A 17,662-nucleotide genomic window follows, 5' to 3' on the forward strand; every position below is an offset into this window, starting at 1 on the left:
GCAAATCAGAAGTGTAAAGCGCCCAGTTGTTGACGAATAGTCGCAATATCATTTGGAAATTGCAAACCATTACCATTAGGTGAAGTGTGACCCAATGCTTGTAAGTCTGCTTCTACCATTAATGAAACTAGTTCTTCAAAGGTTACTGATGGTGTCCAGCCTAAATTCTGGCGTGCTTTGGTAGAATCGCCAATCAACAGTTCTACCTCAGATGGACGGAGGTAACGCTCATCAAACTCTACATAATCTTGCCAATTGAGATTCACATAACTAAATGCTAGTTCCAAAAACTCGCGCACTGAATGAGTTTCACCAGTAGAAATTACGTAATCCTCTGGCTGATCTTTCTGCAACATCAACCACATTGCTTTGACGTAATCCTTCGCATAGCCCCAATCTCGCTTGGCATCTAGATTACCCATGTAAATCTTTTTCTGCTTACCAGCAACGATGCCAGCCACGGCTCTAGTAATTTTACGGGTTACAAAGGTTTCACCCCGCCGTGGTGACTCGTGGTTAAAAAGTATACCGTTACAAGCAAATAAATTATAAGACTCACGATAGTTTACAGTTTGCCAGTGGGCGTAAACTTTCGCACATGCGTAAGGACTGCGGGGATAAAAGGGCGTTGTCTCAGTTTGAGGTATTGCTTGTACTAAACCATACATTTCTGAAGAACCTGCCTGGTAAAATCGTACCTGAATACCAGTACGATGTTGGTAGTCTCGAATTGCTTCCAACAGACGCAGCGTTCCCATTCCTACAGCATCTACCGTGTATTCTGGTGAATCAAAGCTGACTCTAACATGGGATTGAGCGCCGAGGTTGTAAATCTCTACTGGCTTTACTTCTTCTAAAATACGCCGCAACGTCGTACCATCTGTCAAGTCTCCATAGTGAAGAAACAACCGCACTCCATCTTTGTGGGGGTCTTCGTAAATGTGATCGATGCGGTCTGTGTTGAAGGTAGAAGTCCGACGAATGATGCCATGAACCTCATAACCTTGTTCCAACAAAAACTCGCTCAGATATGAACCATCTTGACCAGTAATACCAGTAATTAACGCTCGCTTCTGTTGCGTCATGCTCAATTATACCTTATTGTCTTTGATTAAAAAATTACAGCCAATCTGATACAACCTAGCAACTAATTGCTCAATTGCCTAATGGGAAACCTACGAGTTATTATTGCTATGAAAATTTTTCCGTAAATAAATATACTTAATAAAAAGTAATTTAACACGTAAGTCTAACCTTAATAGAGCAAGATTATTATAATTACGTATATTTTTCCTCTACCAAATAAATTAAGATTCTTTTCGTATATCTTGTTATTTTTGTCAAAACTTCACATATCTCTGATTTTGTGAAGACTGAATCAAATAGGTATTTGAAATTTAGACTTTTGGCAAAAGTCTAAATCGGGGCAAAAGGAATCACTGATAAACACTCAGAGAATTCTGAGTTAAGTAAAAATACATAAAATATAAACAATTTTTTAGTTTTAAAGAAATAATTGCTAATTAGGGGCATTGACTGCCCCACAGAATCGACCCTAAGTAGCTACTCAGTATGCCCCGTTATTTTTGGGCAAAATGACCACATCAACAGTTTTCAAGATGATCCATAAATCAAGCCAGAAATTCCGAAATTTGACATAATGCAGGTCTATTTGGACTCGCCGAGAGTAGGGAATATCATTACGCCCAGATACCTGCCACAAACCAGTAATTCCTGGACGGATTGTTAAAATCTCATCAATGTGACAACCGTATTTTGGCAGTTCTTCTGCTACTAAGGGTCGAGGGCCGACTACACTCATGTCCCCTTTTAAAACATTCCAGAACTGGGGAAATTCGTCTAAGCTAGTAATTCGCAAAAATTGACCAATTTTGGTTATTCGGGGGTCTTGTTTCAGCTTAAAACTGCTTTCAAATTCTTGTCGCAATTCGGGCGATGTTTCCATCATTTGCATGAGGATTTCGTCTGCATTGCTTACCATTGTTCGGAATTTAATACAATTAAACGCTTTGTAATTTTTTCCTACCCGTTCCTGGACATAAAATATTGGGCCTTCTGAGCTGAAGGCAATCAGCAAAGCCAAAATTAAGTAGACGGGGAAGAACAAAATTAATATCGACAGTGAAAACACTATATCGAACAGTCGTTTAGCAAACTCTCCGTTTAAACCCTGAAAAGATAAACCTTTGGGTTTAACTTTTGGCGTCTTTGTTTTTTGACCGCGTTTTAAGAAAGTACGCGTAGACGCTTTAGTGTCTTGTCGTACGCCCCGCTTGCCGGAGAGGAGTGAGCTCTGGGCAGTCATCATACTCCTTAATAATCCACACCACACATAGTCCCAATATTAAAGCCAAAATGAGGTTCTTCTGGGGGAAATTGCCAAAAGCCTAAAAAAATAAGACGCTAACCAAGACCATCATTGCGAAAACGGTCTTTTTTCGTTGCATTTGTTTACAAAGTCTAGATAACGCTCGGCAAAGATTTGCGGTGAAAACTGTGCGGCGTGCGATCGCATATACTCGGAACTGAACGAACCCTGATATATTTCAAACTTTTCTACTGCCTCCACTAAAGCCGCCTCTGTTTGCGTTCTGAAAAATATACCTGTCCCTGTATCCACACAAGAGTGGATATCTCGCACTGTTTCTAGAGCGCCTCCTGCACCGTAAGCAATCACTGGCGTGCCGCAGGCCTGTGCTTCCACTAGGGCAATCCCAAAATCTTCACAGGCTGCATATACAAACGCCTTAGCCTTAGACATATATTTTTTTACCACATTATCAGGTTGCCATCCCAGTATTTGGATGTTGGAGTTTGCCATCTCGCGAATCTTGTTCATTTCATCTCCTGTACCAATGACTACTAACGGTCGTTTTAGTTGATTAAAAGCCTTGACAATCAACGATATTTGCTTGTAACTTACCAACCGAGAAACTGTCAGGTAAAAGTCCTCTTTCTCAGACAAAAATGGAAATTCTGCAATATTCACTGGTGGGTAAATGACTGTTGCTTCTCGCCGATAGCAACGCCAAATCCGCCGAGCTGTATGCTGTGAGTTGGCAATGAAGTAATCAACGCGATTGGCACTCAATACATCCCACTGGCGCAAACGATGTAATAAATATCGCGTCACCCACCCAGGTAAGCCACTACCTAGTTTGCTGTGGCGCAGATAATCAAAAGTCAAGTCCCAGGCGTAGCGCATAGGGCTGTGACAGTAACAAATATGCATCTGTTCGGGAGCGGTCAGGATTCCTTTGGCAACAGCGTGAGATGAAGACAGAATTACATCATAATGCCGCAAATCAAGTTGTTCAATTGCCAAAGGCCACAAAGGCAAGTATCTTTGTATACCGTTGTGGGCAGAGGGAAAGTTTTGGAGAAACGTCTTGCCAATTTGACGCTTATATAAATAACTTTCTTTATTGCTGGATTCAAAATCGATGAGAGCATACAAATCAGCATCAATGTGATTCAAAATTTCTCGTACAACGAGTTCTGAACCACCAGTGGCTTTGGGTGTCAGCCACTCATGAACTAGAGCATATTTCAAGGGCACAGCTAAACAATTCAAAATTGAAGATAGTTTTCTTAGACTCCGACTGAAAAGTTTCCTCTTGTGATTAATGAATGGGAAGCGCCCCAGATTAGCACATAAGACGGTATCTTTCTCTGAGAGGTTCCAGATGGATGCTGCAACCTGATAATCTCAGATTGGGCATTGGGCATTGAAAAGAGGCAGAGGGGCAGGGTGCTGCTCTTGCGGAGGGGAAAATTCTTCTCCCTGCTCCCAGTCCCTTACTCTACTCCCGAATCTCTTGATGAAAACTGATATATAAAGGGTGAATTTATGCGAATTCTGATTATGGGTGGTACTCGGTTCATTGGTGTCTATTTAACTCAATTACTAGTGGAACAAGGACATGAGGTGGTGTTGTTCAATCGTGGGAATCGACCAGCACCTTCTTTACAGGGAGTAGGACAAATTATAGGCGATCGCACAGATGCTACTCAATTAAAGGCAAAGTTATCACAAGAAAACTTTGATGTCATTTTTGACAATAACGCGCGTGAACTTACTGATACTCAACCACTAGCAGAGATTTTTCAAGACCGAGTGCAACATTTTGTGTATATGAGTTCTGCGGGAGTTTATCTCAAATCTGACCAATTGCCCCATATAGAGGGCGATCCAGTAGATCCCAAAAGTCGGCATAAGGGCAAACATGAAACAGAAACTTACTTAGCTCAATTGGGATTGCCTTTCACTTCGATTCGCCCTACTTATATTTATGGGCCTCGTAATTATAATGAGTTGGAAGGCTGGTTTTTTGACAGAATTGTACGCGATCGCCCCATTCCTATCCCCGGAAATGGCCTGCATATCACCCAGCTAGGTCATGTAAAAGACTTGGCACTAGCAATGACTAGGGTTTTGGGCAATAAACAAGCCATAGGACAGATTTATAATATTTCTGGCGATCGCTTTGTCACTTTTGACGGTTTAGCTCGTGCTAGTGCTGTAGCGGCTGGTAAATCACCCGATACTGTAAAAATCGTCCACTACGACCCGAAAAAGTTTGATTTTGGCAAGCGCAAAGCTTTTCCAATGCGGGTGCAGCATTTCTTTGCTTCGGTGAATAAAGCGCAAACAGAATTAAACTGGCATCCTGAATATGATTTGATTTCTGGGTTACAAGACTCTCTGGAAAATGATTATTTGGCTAATGCAAAAGACAAAGCTGATGTTGATTTCTCTGTAGATGAGGAGATTTTACAAGCGTTGTGAGTAAAGCTATTTAGGGGCAGATAGCGATATGCCCCTTGCATCTTCATAACTCATCAGGGTTAACGCCAAACTCTCGCAGTTGTGCTGCTAATCTGTTAGCATGTTGACTTTCTCGTTCTAGTTTTTCTAGGGGTGTGGGAAGCCAATTCTCACTAGCATCATACGAACGTAGCCATAATCTCAATTCCCTGGTAAGAACCTTGCCAGAGTCCTAAGCCTAGTTCCAAACCCGGCATCCACACTGGTGGGGAAAGACTTATTTTTTTATGGTGGGAGATACAGTAGGTGCGATCGCAACAACAAGTAAAGTTAACAATTCAAAATTCAAAATGATGCTCTCTACGAGACGCTAAAAGCGTAGCTTGCTTCCCTGTCAGGATACGCGGACTCGCTAACGCTAACAAAATTCAAAATTAAAGACAATTTAATAGCATCGATTCTAAAACTTTCCAAGGTTTCAAATCTATATTCACCAGAGTATTTTGTCTTTTTAATCTTTTTATTAATTCCTTCCAAAATAATACTGTTTATTTCGTTATCAAAACAAATAATATTTTTTATACAACTAACAAAAATAGTATTGTTAAGCTGTTCTATATACGCAAAAAACATTAAATATATGAACACAACGCCCTCTAAAAGAGAAAGAGACGAAATACTTAAGTGGTTGAATCGTAACCGCCAGATGTTATTAGATTTATATAAAAATCAATATATCGCTTACAATACAAATGGAATAATTGCTCATAGCGAAAACTTACGAGAAGTTTTAGCATTAGCTAATGCTGCAAAACAGCCTTTTTTAATTTACCTAGTTCCGCGTCGCACTGCTTCTATAGAAATTTTACCAATTCGCTTCCGCACCGTTGTTCGCCATGATTGGCAACCAAATTATAGCGTAATTTTAAAACACGGAGATATAGAATCTAATACAACAATGTTAGTAGATTGTGGTGCTGAATTAAGTTTAATTTCATTAAAAGTTGGTCAAGACTTAGGCTATGCTTTGGCTGATTCAGAATCAACTTTGTTGGCAGAAACTATAGGTGGCATTGAGTACGTTTTACGTAATGTCGAAATGACAATTGATGAACACAATTTTATTACTCCTGTCGCATGGTTACAAATTAATACAGGCGGAGAACAATTGCTTTTAGGGCGAGAAGTTGTATTTGATAAATTTAATATTGAATTTAGGCAAGCTGAGGAGCAAATTATTTTTACATGGCGTGAAGATTTGAAATTATAAAAAAGCAATATACAATAGGGCACAGCATTGCTGTGCCCCTACAAATGGTCTGTATTCTATGCAATTAAGAACCGCTATAATTTGGAGTCACTGAAATCTCGTACCCTGCGGGAAGCTGACGCAACAGTGAAGGTTGATTTTATCCTCAGAAACCAACTTTAGATGTTGCTTTCCAGCTAGTTTACAACTCTTCTGCTTGGGGAAGCGGGAAGATTTCACCAGCCAAGTAAGCTGGAAAATGCTTTTGGAAGTATAACCAGGAAGTCATATCTTCTCCATATATCAATTCTTTTGGGGCTTGTTTATATAGAGGAATACGGTTATTAATTTCGTCTTGCAGCACTGAGGGCAGTTCTGTTAAACCATTGACTTTGCTACCAACAGCACTATAGATCAGTTGACCAGGGCGATCGCCCATTTTCATCCAAGGAAGCCATTGACCAATTCTATCCCAACTCAGTTTGAGTTCAGAAACCGAGGAAAGTGCTGGATTGAATAAATCTGCGGTTGGCACTGTTAATTTAAACAATTCCGCTGCCTGATAAATTGGATTTGGGCTATATTCAGCAAATTTGGGATCGTCTGCTAAGGGATTAGGGTAATAGGGAAATATATCAAAAACAAAGGTTGTGCTGTCACCATCTACTTGTGCGGGGAAATTTCCCTCAAACCTTCCCTGCACAGGATTATTGGCAACGTGAATCACCGGAACTGTCTCGCCTGTCCAAGGATTCTCCCATTTGGATAAAACCTCATCTGTTTTTGGGTTGAGGTAGTAAGTTAGTTCCCTAGAAGTAAAATCCCAGCTACCTTCTGCTGTGGGAATACATCGGCTAAGACTCAATCCCAGGATTTTAAACAGGAGTTGTCTTTTCTCACCGGGGATAAAAGCGTAAATTTTACCTTTCCAAATCAGGAAAGTAGATTCAGTAGGATCGAGGGAAGAACGAGTTTTAACCCAGTGCTGGGCTTCAAGTTCTTGGATTTGGGCAACCATCTAGAGCATCCTTTGTGTTTGGATAACAAAAGAATAAGCTATCAGAATTCAAGTTGCATCTTTGTCATTTGTCAAAAACTAATGCTCCATGCCCTATTTTAATTGCTCGAAGAACAGCTTCAGTTTATTCTCATCTAATTTGCCATTGCTACGAACCGCGCTACACAAATCTAGTCCGAAAGGAGCAACTCGATCAACTGCGATCCCAACATTTTCAGGTTTTAACCCTCCAGCTAAGAAAATTGGCACGTTTACCTGCTCACGGATTTTAGCGCTCAAGTTCCAGTCATGTAAGCGTCCTGTACCGCCCAACTCTTTAATCAGCAGTGATTGATTGCCAGAGTCTAATAAAATTGCATCTACGTAGGGCGCTACACTGATTGCCTCGTCTAGAGATTTTTCGGTAGTGACGTGAATTACCTGGACAATGGAGATTCCAGGTAAGGCATCTCGGATATCTTGATAGCTTCCTGATTGTAAGCAATCGCAGATTTGCACAGTATTTGTCCCACAGCGCCTTACCTGCTGAATAATCTCTTGGGCATCTTGGCTAGAAGTAAGTAAAAAAGTAGCGATTGGGGGTGGTACACAAGCCGCAATTTTGGCGATTAGTTCTTCAGAGATGACACCAGGGCCACTCGGCATATAAGAAACCAAACCGAGTGCAGATGCACCGCAACGAATAGCAATCCATGCTTCTTCTATGCTGCTGATACAGCAAATTTTGACTCTTGGGTTTGCAGTTCTTTCCATTCTTTCCTAACTCCCAAAGCCCTAGTTTCTTAAAAGTAGTTGACAAAAACGGCAACATCTAGATTTAGAATAAGCCTTAAAACTGATAGTTTAAAGGAAAAGGGGCAGAAAAGCAGAGAGGTAGAAGGGCAGAAAAGATATATTTTGAAATATAAAAATCAGTCTTTGAACTCCGTTAATGAGCCTTTTAGCTCCGTTAACGAGTCTTTTAGCTCCGTTAACGAGCCTTTGAACTCCGTTAACGAGTCTTTGAACTCCGCTAACGAGCCTTTGAACTCCGTTAACGAGCCTTTGAACTCCGTTAACGAGTCTTTTAGCTCCGCTAACGAGTCTTTGAACTCCGCTAACGAGCCTTTGAACTCCGCTAATGAGTCTTTGAACTCCGTCAACGAGCCTTTAATACTCGTGAGCAAGCATAAAAACTACTTAACTCTTTCGCCCAATCCCCAGTCCCCAACCCCCAAATCAATTAAACTGGTTCAGAAAATTGCTCATCCAGACGGCGAAATAAAAACAACCAAAGTGGTAGGGAACTATTAATCGCAATTAGTCGCACTAAATGACCAGTTGTCACAATTTCAACATTATGGTTCAATGCCAGAGAAACCAGGATCATTTCTGCCGATCCTCCTGGTGCTGTGACTAGCAGACAGGTTAACCAATCCCAAGAGGTTAATTGCATCGCAAGTATAGCAGCGATCGCTCCGGCTACGAGGGTCATGCCTACAGATATCAAGGCATAGCCAATAGTTTGCTTTCTAAAGTTGGGTTTATCTCCCCAATATTCACCAATGGTAATTCCCAAGAGCATTTGACCCAATAAGTTGATTAAAGGCGGCGGACTAAAGCTAATATCACCCACAAAAGGCAGCGAATGTAGCAAAGGATTAAACCCGATGCCAATCAACAATGCACCAAAGAAATCACCAGCAGGAATTTTAAACAATATCGCTGGATAAACTACTAATCCAGTGATTACCAGTACTAACAAGAGTAATTCTAGTTGAGATGGATCGAGATTGAGCCAAGTACTGTTGATTGAGAGTGTTTGGGGATAGTAACTACCAGTTGATGTCTTAGCAATGAAGGGAATTAGAACAACTACAGAGGTGACGCGAATCGCCTGAACTAGGGCAACCAAGCTAACATTTTTATTGTAATCAGCAGCGATCGCTGCCATAACTCCTACACCACCTGGAACTGTAGCCAGCATTGCTGTCAATAGGTTGGTTTTACTGATACGGGAGTAAATGTAACCAATACAGCTACCACTCAGCAGCAGAAACAAGGTAAGAAAAATAAAAATGGGAATACTAGAAGCAACACTAGCTAGATTAGCGTGGGTATTAGAAGCGCCAACAGTTAAGCCGACAAGTGCCATTCCGACTTTTCTAGCAGTGCGGTTAGGTTGGGGGGAATATTGATAAAAAATTCGACACCCTTGAAGAACTAGTGTACCAGCGGCAATCCCCCCGAATATCCAGGCAATCCTGCCAATTTGGAACTTGGCAAGGAGTAAACCCAGAAGTAGTGCCAGAAGCATTTCCAACACAAGGACAATTAGTTGCTTTGCAAATAACTGCTGTTTGGTAACAATAGGATTTTCATGAGTATGTTCTTCCAGGTTGGGAGTCACACTTGGGCTTTGATTCATCTATACAAGCTTTCTTATTAATTTAACTGATGTACTCAAACTAATGCGATCGCACAAGATAACTAGTAGTCTGTCAAATTAACAATGCCACAGTCTACTAAGTCTAAATTTATCGCGTGTTACATTCAAACAATAATTTTTATATAGAACCCATTTGACATCTTAGGAGATTTTGAATTAAGGTACTCCTGAGCATTTAAAATCCAATGCTAATGGCGTATTCCAGCGACCTAACTGATGCAGAATGGGAAATTTTTGAACCCTTATTGCTTGAGATTTTACCAACTAAGAAGCAGACTCGACCGACCAACCCGACATTGCGAGAGATCTTCAATGGAATTCTCTACCAACTGAAAAATGGGTGCAATTGGCAAGACTTACCCTGCATACTTCCCCCCTTATTCCACCGTCTATTGGCACTTGCATTCGGTGGCGAGCTGCTGGGGTATTCGAGGAACTGATGAGTGTCTTACTTAGGACTTGTGCGTGAACAGGTAAAAAAAAGCAGCAACGAAGCGTTGCTGCTTTCAGCCCCTACTCAATCTTCCAATTAGGCGTATAACCAGAAGTAACTTGGCTATACATTTGCAAGACCGATGCAGAAATACGTCCTGAGAGTTTTGCGATCGCCCATAGCGCTCTTGTAAAATCATTTTCAATTGTTGAGAATTCGCAAGAGAAAAAAGTTTATGGCAGATAAGTCCGGTCAAGACCCCTCGGAAATCACAGTGGCAACGGTTGATGAAGAACGAAAAGGCACAACTTTCAGCGGTACGGTCATCCTTGGTATAGATCCTGAGGGTGGGGCAGTCGTTTTCTTTAGAGACTTTTTAATTGAAGATTATAAAGGCGAACTTACCGCAAATCTTGCAACAGATGGCGATATAACGAAAAGCATTGATTTAGGCGAACTCGATCATAAAAGCCCCAGTTTTAAGCTGCCAATTCCGCTGGGAACGGATACATTACCCTACAATACAGTCGTGTTGAGCGACAAAAAAAGCAAGAAAAAAATCCTGACGATCAATCTATAAAATTTGTAACTTAGCTCGTAGTTCAGCCAAATTCGATTGCCATCCTGTATAGATCTCAAATGGGTTCTATATAAGGGATAGGGGTACAACAGCCGTCGTACCCCTATAAATAATTTGGTATTCCTTTCTAAACGGTTCAGCCGTTTAATCTTCATCGAGGGCTGGGAAAGCTTCTTCAAGCTGCCACAACCGATCTTTATTTTCAACAAACCAAATACGAGTTTCTGGAGTTAATTTACTCCAAATGACTTCAACGGGGATGTGAGGAGATGCATACTGGTACTGCTGACCAAGTAATTTGAGATTATCCACTACATCATGGGGAATTCCGAATTGTTCCCAGTCAACTGTGATATTTCTTCCCGAAACTCCAGCTGTGGGGTCGAAAACCAATTGTGCCGATCGGACTAAATCAGCAAAGTGTTTCGGCTTGAGTTTGGTGATTTCCTGAAGTTGGAGTGATTCGTTATACTCTTGAGACATGATCGCCGCAGTGGTAAAGATTATTGGTGTATTGAACTTACTGCCAGAGATTTCTATCCCAATATTTTTTAGTTTAGCGCAGAGCCTCAGTTAATCATTTTCGATTAGAACTGTAACAGCTGCGATCGCAATCAACATTTCGTCATTTTTATCATTAAGTTCGGGAATAGCCCGTCCTTGAACTACCATCCCCCCAGATTCTACGATGAGAGTTTTTCGACCAAATGGTAGAACCGCGAGTACCTCTTCTTCCCTAACTTGTTCGGGGTATGGCACTGCTACCTGAACTTCTATAATCATTTCATTGGGATGACTTAAACCTGCAACTTCCCAAACACCAGGTAAAGCATTGTGAGCGATCGCATTACGTACTGCCCTAGATGCTGCTACTGTTGGTTCTTGTCCATGCTGATCTATTCCCATCCCCATTTCAATAATCAACCGTTTACGTGCCATTGCTACCTCAGGTAAATTCCGCATTTTTCACCAAAATAGGCAGAAGCCAGAGAAGCCACTTGGGAGAACACCGCACTATCTGACAAAATCAGAGGTTTGGTGTCCTGCAAACCGCTCTCTACTGGACGCTTCCCAGTGGGAAACATACACTTGTCAGCACCTCTTACTCCTACCTTTTAAGGTGCTTTAGATGATATGCTGCAAGCGACTCAGACGTTCTGAGTAACTTTTCATCACCTGTAGAGCAAACACGGGTGTTTCCTGAACGGCAAAGAGAAACCCTTCGCGATCGAGGAAACCTAGCTTGCTATCTACCTTGGCAATAGCTGAGTAAGTTCTATTTTTTACTCCTACAAGTACCCCGGCACCAAAAACTTCGCTTGTTTCAATGGTTTCTACAATCTTGCCATTGACTAATATATCCACCTCTCCTTCGAGAATGCCGTACATTTCATCACCAGGCTGTCCTTCTTCAAAGATGACTTGGCCTGCCGAAAATGCTTTAGGATCGGGTTGTTTTTGAAAGATACTGACTGTTACCACAGGACTTAGCATTAGAGCAACCCCAAAATTCTTTGTTTTTAAACGAAACTTTTAGATAGCTTTAGGCGAACCCAGAGAAGTATACTACTTTCTGTTGATTAACTTTCAACCTCCGCAAAATTCCTGATTTAGTCCCCTGACTTTTCACGTCATCTAGCAATCTCATCTGATTTGTGAAAATTCACAAGTGATTAAGGACTGGTATAGTAAGCAGTGCGATCGCGGAAGATATTTCTGTTCAAGCGAGACTCTGGGCACATACTCAAAAGTCAAGTGATATTTTTCCTTGCTTGCTTTCTTGTCCTGGTGAATTTTGAGGATTTATTTCTCCAAAAGCGTTAGTTTTAAAGGATACAGTGGCTCAGAGCCATTTAATTGCCAAATTCTAAATACCAATACAGCCGCTAAAGTTAGCCATACACAAGAAAATGATAAAGTCATTCCCGCCACATAATTAGTTCGCCAATAAATTGCCGTCACCATTACAGCAGATAACCAAGGGCCTAAAATAACGACAGGAACAGCTGCACCTAATCTCCGTTCTACAGTAAAAATCGTGTTCCAAGTATCTCCTAAAGCCAGATGTACCACAAACAAAATTAAAGGTAGCACTAAAAATTGGTGATTCATTTGCTGCCAAACTAATACAGAAGAAATTACCCGTAAAACCGCAATTATCATCCAAACTATAGGAAATGCTAAAGGTGGAGGAGACCATCTTGGTCTGATTACCTGGTCATAAGTCTGACGAGAACGGGTATTATCTAAAAGAGAAAAAATTCGGGAACGGATACTCAATAGCGCCAAAAATAATCCAGTCAATATAGTACTTAACCAATTAGGAAAATAAGAATTGTTATCAATCAGCATTACTAATTTTTCCATAAACAGTAACACAACAATCATCACTAATATTTGTAAGATAGTTCCTAGTGTATAAACTAAAACTGCTCTGATATCTAATTCTTGTGTAGTAGCTATTAATGTATTTGAAGACCGTTGTTGATTAAGACTTTTTACTCCCATCACTGTATTGACCAACTTTTCAAGTATTCCCGTATTATTGGATTTATTCATAATTAAGAGATTGGGCCTAGTTGGTAATTAGTAGTAATCAGTCATTATATGATGTCTAATAGCTAAAAATAATTTTTTTAGACTCTTTTAACGTCCGAGTTTATAAGTTGCGAATCTAATGTAGAGTTTTTTATAAGTGATATTTAGGAAACAACGTGGAATTTCAGAAGTTATTGTATATTTTTACTCTAGTAAAGATTGCTACGTTCCCTCTGGGTGTACCTGTATTTGCTCAAATCACACAGACTACCTCCAATTCTTCACAGTCGAGTTGTCGTGCAACTAAAGTAGATACTCCAATTTTTCAAGAACCTTCAACATCATCGAAGGCTATCAGAATATTGTCGGCAAAAACAAAGATTAATTTAGCATATATACCAGCTAGTGGAGATAGATTTGTCAGAATCAAATCTCCTACTTCAGGATTTATTCAAACTGCTGTGCTTACATTTTGTCAGACGAAGAACAACGCTCAAACCCTGTGGACTAAACCTACCATTGGTAGTGCATGTCGGCAAATTGTACAACCTGTAACTTTACTTCGCCAACCAAGTACAAAAGGAGCTTTTATTACAACACTTAATCCCAACGCAGTCGTGTTTGTAAACTTGGTTACAGGTAATATAGTTAAGTCATACAAATCTGAAAATTACATTTGGGTAGAAATCGACCTTTCCAGAAGTTTCCCTGGAGAGTTATCTGGTAATGGTTGGATAGCCAATACTGACTTAGTAAATACTCCCGGATTAAGCAATCTAGCTTATTGTAGCTAGTAGCTTATTTTGCTCAATGTCTCCAACTGGCAAGAGTTTTTCCATGCACTTTATTTGTGCCTTTGACTGCACAGCAATAGCCTTAACATTTTTCAGTATTTGCTACCGACAATACAAAACAAGTGCCTTTATGACGATCTTTCGGCTCACCACTTGTAACCTGTTCAAAAATTAATGATTAAAACAATAGTTATCTTTTTCACAATTGGGCTAATTATTGTTGGGATTTTAGTCAATCCCATTCTAGTTAAAAGGCGAAGAAACCGTCTTAAGCATCGTCCTTTTCCTCTCCTTTGGAGTGCCATTATTGAGAATAATCTTCCTATTTATCCTTGTCTTTCTACTGATGAGATCAGACGACTTCAGGGACATATTCAAGTGTTTTTAGCAGAAAAGCAATTTATTGGCTGTAGAGGATTACAAGTTACAGAAGAAATGAAACTAACTCTTGCGGCTGTTGCCTGTTTACTCCTACTTAATGAACGTGGGCAGTACTTTCCTAGACTTCGTTCAATTCTGATATATCCCAATGCTTATTTTGTAGAGGAAACGACTGCTATTGGAAATTATGTTGTTGAAGAAAGGCGTGTGGCAAGATTAGGCGAATCGTGGACAACTGATCAAGTAGTAGTATCTTGGGAACAAGTGAAACAAGACACTGCTAACTGGAGGGATGGACGTAACGTTGTACTTCATGAATTCGCCCATCAGTTGGATCAAGAAGATGGTAAAGCTGAGGGAGTTCCTATACTGCAACATAACTCAGACTATCCTATTTGGTCAAAGGTGATGACAGAAGCATATCAGCAACTTTGTAACGATCTTCTACAAGGCGTAAAGACGGTAATGGATAGCTATGGCGCAACAAATCCCGCAGAATTTTTTGCCGTGGCGACTGAGACATTCTTTGAAAAACCTCACCAATTGTTGTCCAAGCATCCGGCACTTTATGAGCAATTACAACGTTACTATAAATTAAATCCTGTGCAATGGGTTTAAACTACAGCAGATTGCAAGTCAATAAATTGTAGGGACGCAATATGTTTATTGCGTCCCCTATAAGTCAATACAGTTCAGATAGAGCAACAAAACCCTGATGTAGAGATGCGATTTATCGCGTCTTCAAAAACCAATTATCTACATCAATAACCCTTAATTAAACCGTATTGGATTATGCTTGAATGATGAAATCGGAAGCAGTAAGAGTAGGCTTACCAGTCAGTTGTGCAAATTGACCACCACTGCCGAAACCAGCAGCACTACCATTTTGATTGTATAGTAATTGCCCAGTTGTAGAGTCGTAGATAATTACAGCATTACTAACTGCCCCTAAACTAGTGATTTGAAAATCACTGGCGTTACTAAAACCCGTTCCACCAACAGAAGTAATGGCATTAAAGGTGGTCTTATCTAGAACAATCTTATCACCTTCAGAGTGATTGAAGTCTGCGATCGCATCAATACCCACAGCAGCGCTAATAAAAGCAGCATTGGTGTTGTAGATGAAAGAGTCAGCACCTATACCACCCACAAGAGTATCATTGCCTTGTCCACCAGTGAGAAGATCATTGCCAGCACCACCCCGCAGCAGATCATCACCACTTTTCCCATCGATGATGTCATTGCCCCCTTGACCATTAATCACATCATTTGAGTTGTCAAAACCGACGATGTTATTGTTCAAGTCATTAAGGAAAGTAACGGTATTTGTGTTGAAAATGCTAGTTGGATTAGAGTTGGCGCTAATTATATCAAAGCTGTCGCTAACACTGGCTTGTCCGTCAAATTGGATATTACCGATGGCGGATTGTGTTGTCGATGCGGCTAAGTTCTCCAGGTTTTCTAATTGAAAGTTTTGTAAACTGACTTTGGTATTAGCCACATCTTCAAAGGTGACTTCTAAATTATCGCCATTTTGAGTTAATTGCAGATTTCTTGCAGTCAAGCCAGCCCCAATAAATTGCAAGGTATCTACTTTGGTAATCACCACAGATGAGGGGTTTGAGCTAGTACCTACACCACCAAAATCGGTGATGATGTCATTGCCATTGTTTTTTCGGGTAATAAAGATGTCATTGCCAGATGTACCATTAATAACTCTGGGTTTAACTATGCCACTAATAACAAAGTCAAAGGGGCTTTCGTTACTATCGTTGTTGCCTAAAATCAGAGTGCCACTATAGGTGCCGGGTGTAGTGGTGTTGAGTGCCACCGATATAGTCGTAGAAGCATTAGCAGCCACACTCGTCGGAAGAGTCCCAACTAAACTAAATCCATTGGGAAGTTGAAGATTACTCAGGTTGAGTGCAGCTGTACCGGTGTTCTTGATAGTAAAGGTTTTGGTCAGGGTATTACCAACGGTGACATCACCAAAGTTAATCGCTGTAGTGCTGCCATCTGCAATATCAACTGTACCGTTGAGAACTTGAATTTCTGGAGCAGTAATGATGATGCGTGGAGCTTCGTATGCACCAATGTCAACCAATGCAGTGCCATTGCCATCACCATCCAGAGGAATATTTCCAGTAATGGCATTCAAGGCATTGGAACCAGCATCGATAGCAGGACTTCCAGGTTTAAGTGCAAAATTCTTTCCAGCAGCATTCACAAATTGAGGATCTTTACCCAAAATATTCTGTAACCCTGTAGCGTTTGGATTACTTGAAGCTTGGAAGACATTAGAGTTATAAACAAGGTTGCGATCAAAATTTATATTTGTAGCGTATTTGATTACATTAGCTTTTTGACCGTCGCTTGCATACAGAATATTGTTGTTGACACGTACATTGTCTGAGTAAGAAACACCAATTTCTCCATCATTTGTGAGAACACGGCTATTTTGGTAAGCCGTGTTATTAACAACGTCTACATTAACCGCTTTAAAAACGTCAATGCCAGAACTACCATTGTTGTAGACTATGTTATTTGCAATTAATGCCTTGCCTGTATAAGCTACACCACTTTTAGACTGCATAGTGGTGTCAAGCATAATACCGTGTCCTTCAGTGATTTTACCAGCTACATGCCACGGAACAAGACTTTTATTATCGTAGACAATGTTATCTCGAAAAATCATCCTGTAGTCAGTAGTATTGTTATCCCAATTAAAACTGCGAAGAGCGGTAATTCCCTGATTACCATAAGGCGAATACCAAGCGTTTCCTGAGACAACATTTTTCTCAACTGTGATGTAGTCTGTATCACTCAAGGCAATACCTGCACCTGGGAAGTTACTAACTGTGTTACCAGTGATGACAATGTGATGAGAATTAGTACCACCTACTCCCTGGCTATTTTTCCAAGGTGCTACATAAATTCCATTGGCAGTAGTTAAGGGGTTACTGAGATTATTTTTCTGTTGTAGGGCATATTCTAGAGTGATGTTTTCCCGATTGCCCTCAAAGACAAGTCCTTCAACCCTAACGTATGATGAACTAAATATATTCATCCCACCTCCCGTCGTTTTTATCTTAGGCGTAGCTCCTGGATAGGCTTTGATTGTTGTCCAGTTGTCTGATGAGCCATTTTTGTTAAAAAGCGTAAATCCTTTGTCATAAGTTCCGTTCATGACATAGAGTGTGTCACCTGTTTGCAGTTGAGACACGGCTTTTGTCAGAGTGCGAAACGCGTTTTGTTCATTTAAACCATTACTTCTATCATTGCCTGTTCCAGAAACGTAGTATGTTTTGCCAGCCATTTGTTTTCTCCGAATGTGTGTAAGTTAAATTGATTGGTAATACACTCTCAGCAACTTTCTTTGCTTGCTAAGTAGTTATTTGAATAGGTCATCTATTTGGACTGTTAAAGACAGTCACAGTTATCCGATCGCGACT

19 protein-coding genes are annotated in these 17,662 nt (G+C 40.5%); 6 read left to right on the top strand and 13 right to left on the bottom strand.

Annotation, left to right across the window (positions count from 1 at the left end):
- Positions 1-5: 5 nt before the first annotated feature.
- The 3 genes from gmd to HWQ39_RS23385 all read right to left on the bottom strand — a co-directional run bounded on the left by gmd (position 6) and on the right by HWQ39_RS23385 (position 3,580).
- Positions 6-1,085 (bottom strand): GDP-mannose 4,6-dehydratase, encoded by a 1,080-nt coding sequence (gene gmd / locus HWQ39_RS23375; RefSeq protein WP_292850176.1) that lies wholly within the window; start codon positions 1,083-1,085, stop codon positions 6-8.
- Between the two features lie 482 nt (positions 1,086-1,567).
- Positions 1,568-2,326: a sugar transferase gene (locus HWQ39_RS23380; protein WP_292850784.1), complete on the bottom strand. Its 759-nt coding sequence runs from the start codon at positions 2,324-2,326 to the stop codon at positions 1,568-1,570.
- A gap of 111 nt (positions 2,327-2,437) precedes the next feature.
- Positions 2,438-3,580 (bottom strand): glycosyltransferase, encoded by a 1,143-nt coding sequence (locus tag HWQ39_RS23385; protein ID WP_292850179.1) that lies wholly within the window; start codon positions 3,578-3,580, stop codon positions 2,438-2,440.
- Between the two features lie 291 nt (positions 3,581-3,871).
- Between HWQ39_RS23385 and HWQ39_RS23390 the strand changes: the two genes are divergently transcribed.
- Positions 3,872-4,810, top strand: coding sequence for an NAD-dependent epimerase/dehydratase family protein (locus tag HWQ39_RS23390; RefSeq protein ID WP_292850182.1), 939 nt, complete (start codon positions 3,872-3,874; stop codon positions 4,808-4,810).
- A gap of 43 nt (positions 4,811-4,853) precedes the next feature.
- Here HWQ39_RS23390 and HWQ39_RS23395 read toward each other — a convergent pair whose 3' ends face one another.
- Positions 4,854-4,994, bottom strand: a complete 141-nt coding sequence (locus tag HWQ39_RS23395) for a hypothetical protein (protein ID WP_292850185.1) — start codon at positions 4,992-4,994, stop codon at positions 4,854-4,856.
- 435 nt (positions 4,995-5,429) lie between these two features.
- Between HWQ39_RS23395 and HWQ39_RS23400 the strand changes: the two genes are divergently transcribed.
- The gene (locus tag HWQ39_RS23400) at positions 5,430-6,059 is read left to right on the top strand and encodes a retropepsin-like domain-containing protein (protein ID WP_292850188.1); all 630 of its coding nucleotides are present in this window, start codon (positions 5,430-5,432) and stop codon (positions 6,057-6,059) included.
- 181 nt (positions 6,060-6,240) lie between these two features.
- On the opposite strand, the gene HWQ39_RS23405 is transcribed toward HWQ39_RS23400, so the two are convergent.
- The 4 genes from HWQ39_RS23405 to HWQ39_RS23420 form a co-directional block, all read right to left on the bottom strand.
- Entirely contained in the window at positions 6,241-7,056 is an 816-nt protein-coding gene (locus HWQ39_RS23405; RefSeq protein WP_292850191.1) for a DUF1838 domain-containing protein, read from the bottom strand.
- A gap of 93 nt (positions 7,057-7,149) precedes the next feature.
- The gene (locus tag HWQ39_RS23410) at positions 7,150-7,809 is read right to left on the bottom strand and encodes a phosphoribosylanthranilate isomerase (protein WP_292850194.1); all 660 of its coding nucleotides are present in this window, start codon (positions 7,807-7,809) and stop codon (positions 7,150-7,152) included.
- Between the two features lie 90 nt (positions 7,810-7,899).
- The gene (locus HWQ39_RS23415; RefSeq protein WP_292850787.1) at positions 7,900-8,178 is read right to left on the bottom strand and encodes a hypothetical protein; all 279 of its coding nucleotides are present in this window, start codon (positions 8,176-8,178) and stop codon (positions 7,900-7,902) included.
- A gap of 100 nt (positions 8,179-8,278) precedes the next feature.
- Positions 8,279-9,463: an AbrB family transcriptional regulator gene (locus tag HWQ39_RS23420; RefSeq protein WP_292850197.1), complete on the bottom strand. Its 1,185-nt coding sequence runs from the start codon at positions 9,461-9,463 to the stop codon at positions 8,279-8,281.
- Between the two features lie 212 nt (positions 9,464-9,675).
- On the opposite strand from HWQ39_RS23420, the gene HWQ39_RS34465 reads away from it, so the two are divergent.
- Both HWQ39_RS34465 and HWQ39_RS23425 read left to right on the top strand, forming a co-directional pair.
- Positions 9,676-9,924, top strand: a complete 249-nt coding sequence (locus tag HWQ39_RS34465) for a transposase (protein ID WP_366932295.1) — start codon at positions 9,676-9,678, stop codon at positions 9,922-9,924.
- Positions 9,925-10,152: 228 nt separating this feature from the next.
- A complete protein-coding gene (locus HWQ39_RS23425) occupies positions 10,153-10,497 on the top strand; it encodes a hypothetical protein (RefSeq protein WP_292850200.1) in 345 nt (114 codons plus the stop codon).
- 144 nt (positions 10,498-10,641) lie between these two features.
- On the opposite strand, the gene HWQ39_RS23430 is transcribed toward HWQ39_RS23425, so the two are convergent.
- From HWQ39_RS23430 to HWQ39_RS23445, 4 genes are all read right to left on the bottom strand, one after another.
- Entirely contained in the window at positions 10,642-10,980 is a 339-nt protein-coding gene (locus HWQ39_RS23430) for a hypothetical protein (RefSeq protein ID WP_292850203.1), read from the bottom strand.
- Positions 10,981-11,070: 90 nt separating this feature from the next.
- Positions 11,071-11,436: a Lin0512 family protein gene (locus HWQ39_RS23435; RefSeq protein WP_292850790.1), complete on the bottom strand. Its 366-nt coding sequence runs from the start codon at positions 11,434-11,436 to the stop codon at positions 11,071-11,073.
- Positions 11,437-11,622: 186 nt separating this feature from the next.
- On the bottom strand, positions 11,623-11,991 hold the full coding sequence (locus HWQ39_RS23440) for a Crp/Fnr family transcriptional regulator (protein WP_292850206.1): 369 nt from the start codon (positions 11,989-11,991) through the stop codon (positions 11,623-11,625).
- A 309-nt stretch (positions 11,992-12,300) separates the two neighbouring features.
- Positions 12,301-13,056, bottom strand: coding sequence for a TspO/MBR family protein (locus HWQ39_RS23445; protein WP_292850209.1), 756 nt, complete (start codon positions 13,054-13,056; stop codon positions 12,301-12,303).
- A 155-nt stretch (positions 13,057-13,211) separates the two neighbouring features.
- Between HWQ39_RS23445 and HWQ39_RS23450 the strand changes: the two genes are divergently transcribed.
- Positions 13,212-13,829 carry a hypothetical protein gene (locus HWQ39_RS23450; RefSeq protein WP_292850212.1) on the top strand — a complete coding sequence of 206 codons (618 nt, stop codon included), beginning with the start codon at positions 13,212-13,214 and terminating at the stop codon, positions 13,827-13,829.
- Positions 13,830-14,003: 174 nt separating this feature from the next.
- Positions 14,004-14,828: a M90 family metallopeptidase gene (locus tag HWQ39_RS23455; RefSeq protein ID WP_292850215.1), complete on the top strand. Its 825-nt coding sequence runs from the start codon at positions 14,004-14,006 to the stop codon at positions 14,826-14,828.
- Between the two features lie 172 nt (positions 14,829-15,000).
- Here HWQ39_RS23455 and HWQ39_RS23460 read toward each other — a convergent pair whose 3' ends face one another.
- The gene (locus HWQ39_RS23460; protein ID WP_292850218.1) at positions 15,001-17,526 is read right to left on the bottom strand and encodes a choice-of-anchor D domain-containing protein; all 2,526 of its coding nucleotides are present in this window, start codon (positions 17,524-17,526) and stop codon (positions 15,001-15,003) included.
- Positions 17,527-17,662: the final 136 nt, after the last annotated feature.

This window comes from Nostoc sp. NMS8 (assembly GCF_017115045.1).
In the GTDB taxonomy this organism is placed as follows: Bacteria; Cyanobacteriota; Cyanobacteriia; order Cyanobacteriales; family Nostocaceae; genus Nostoc.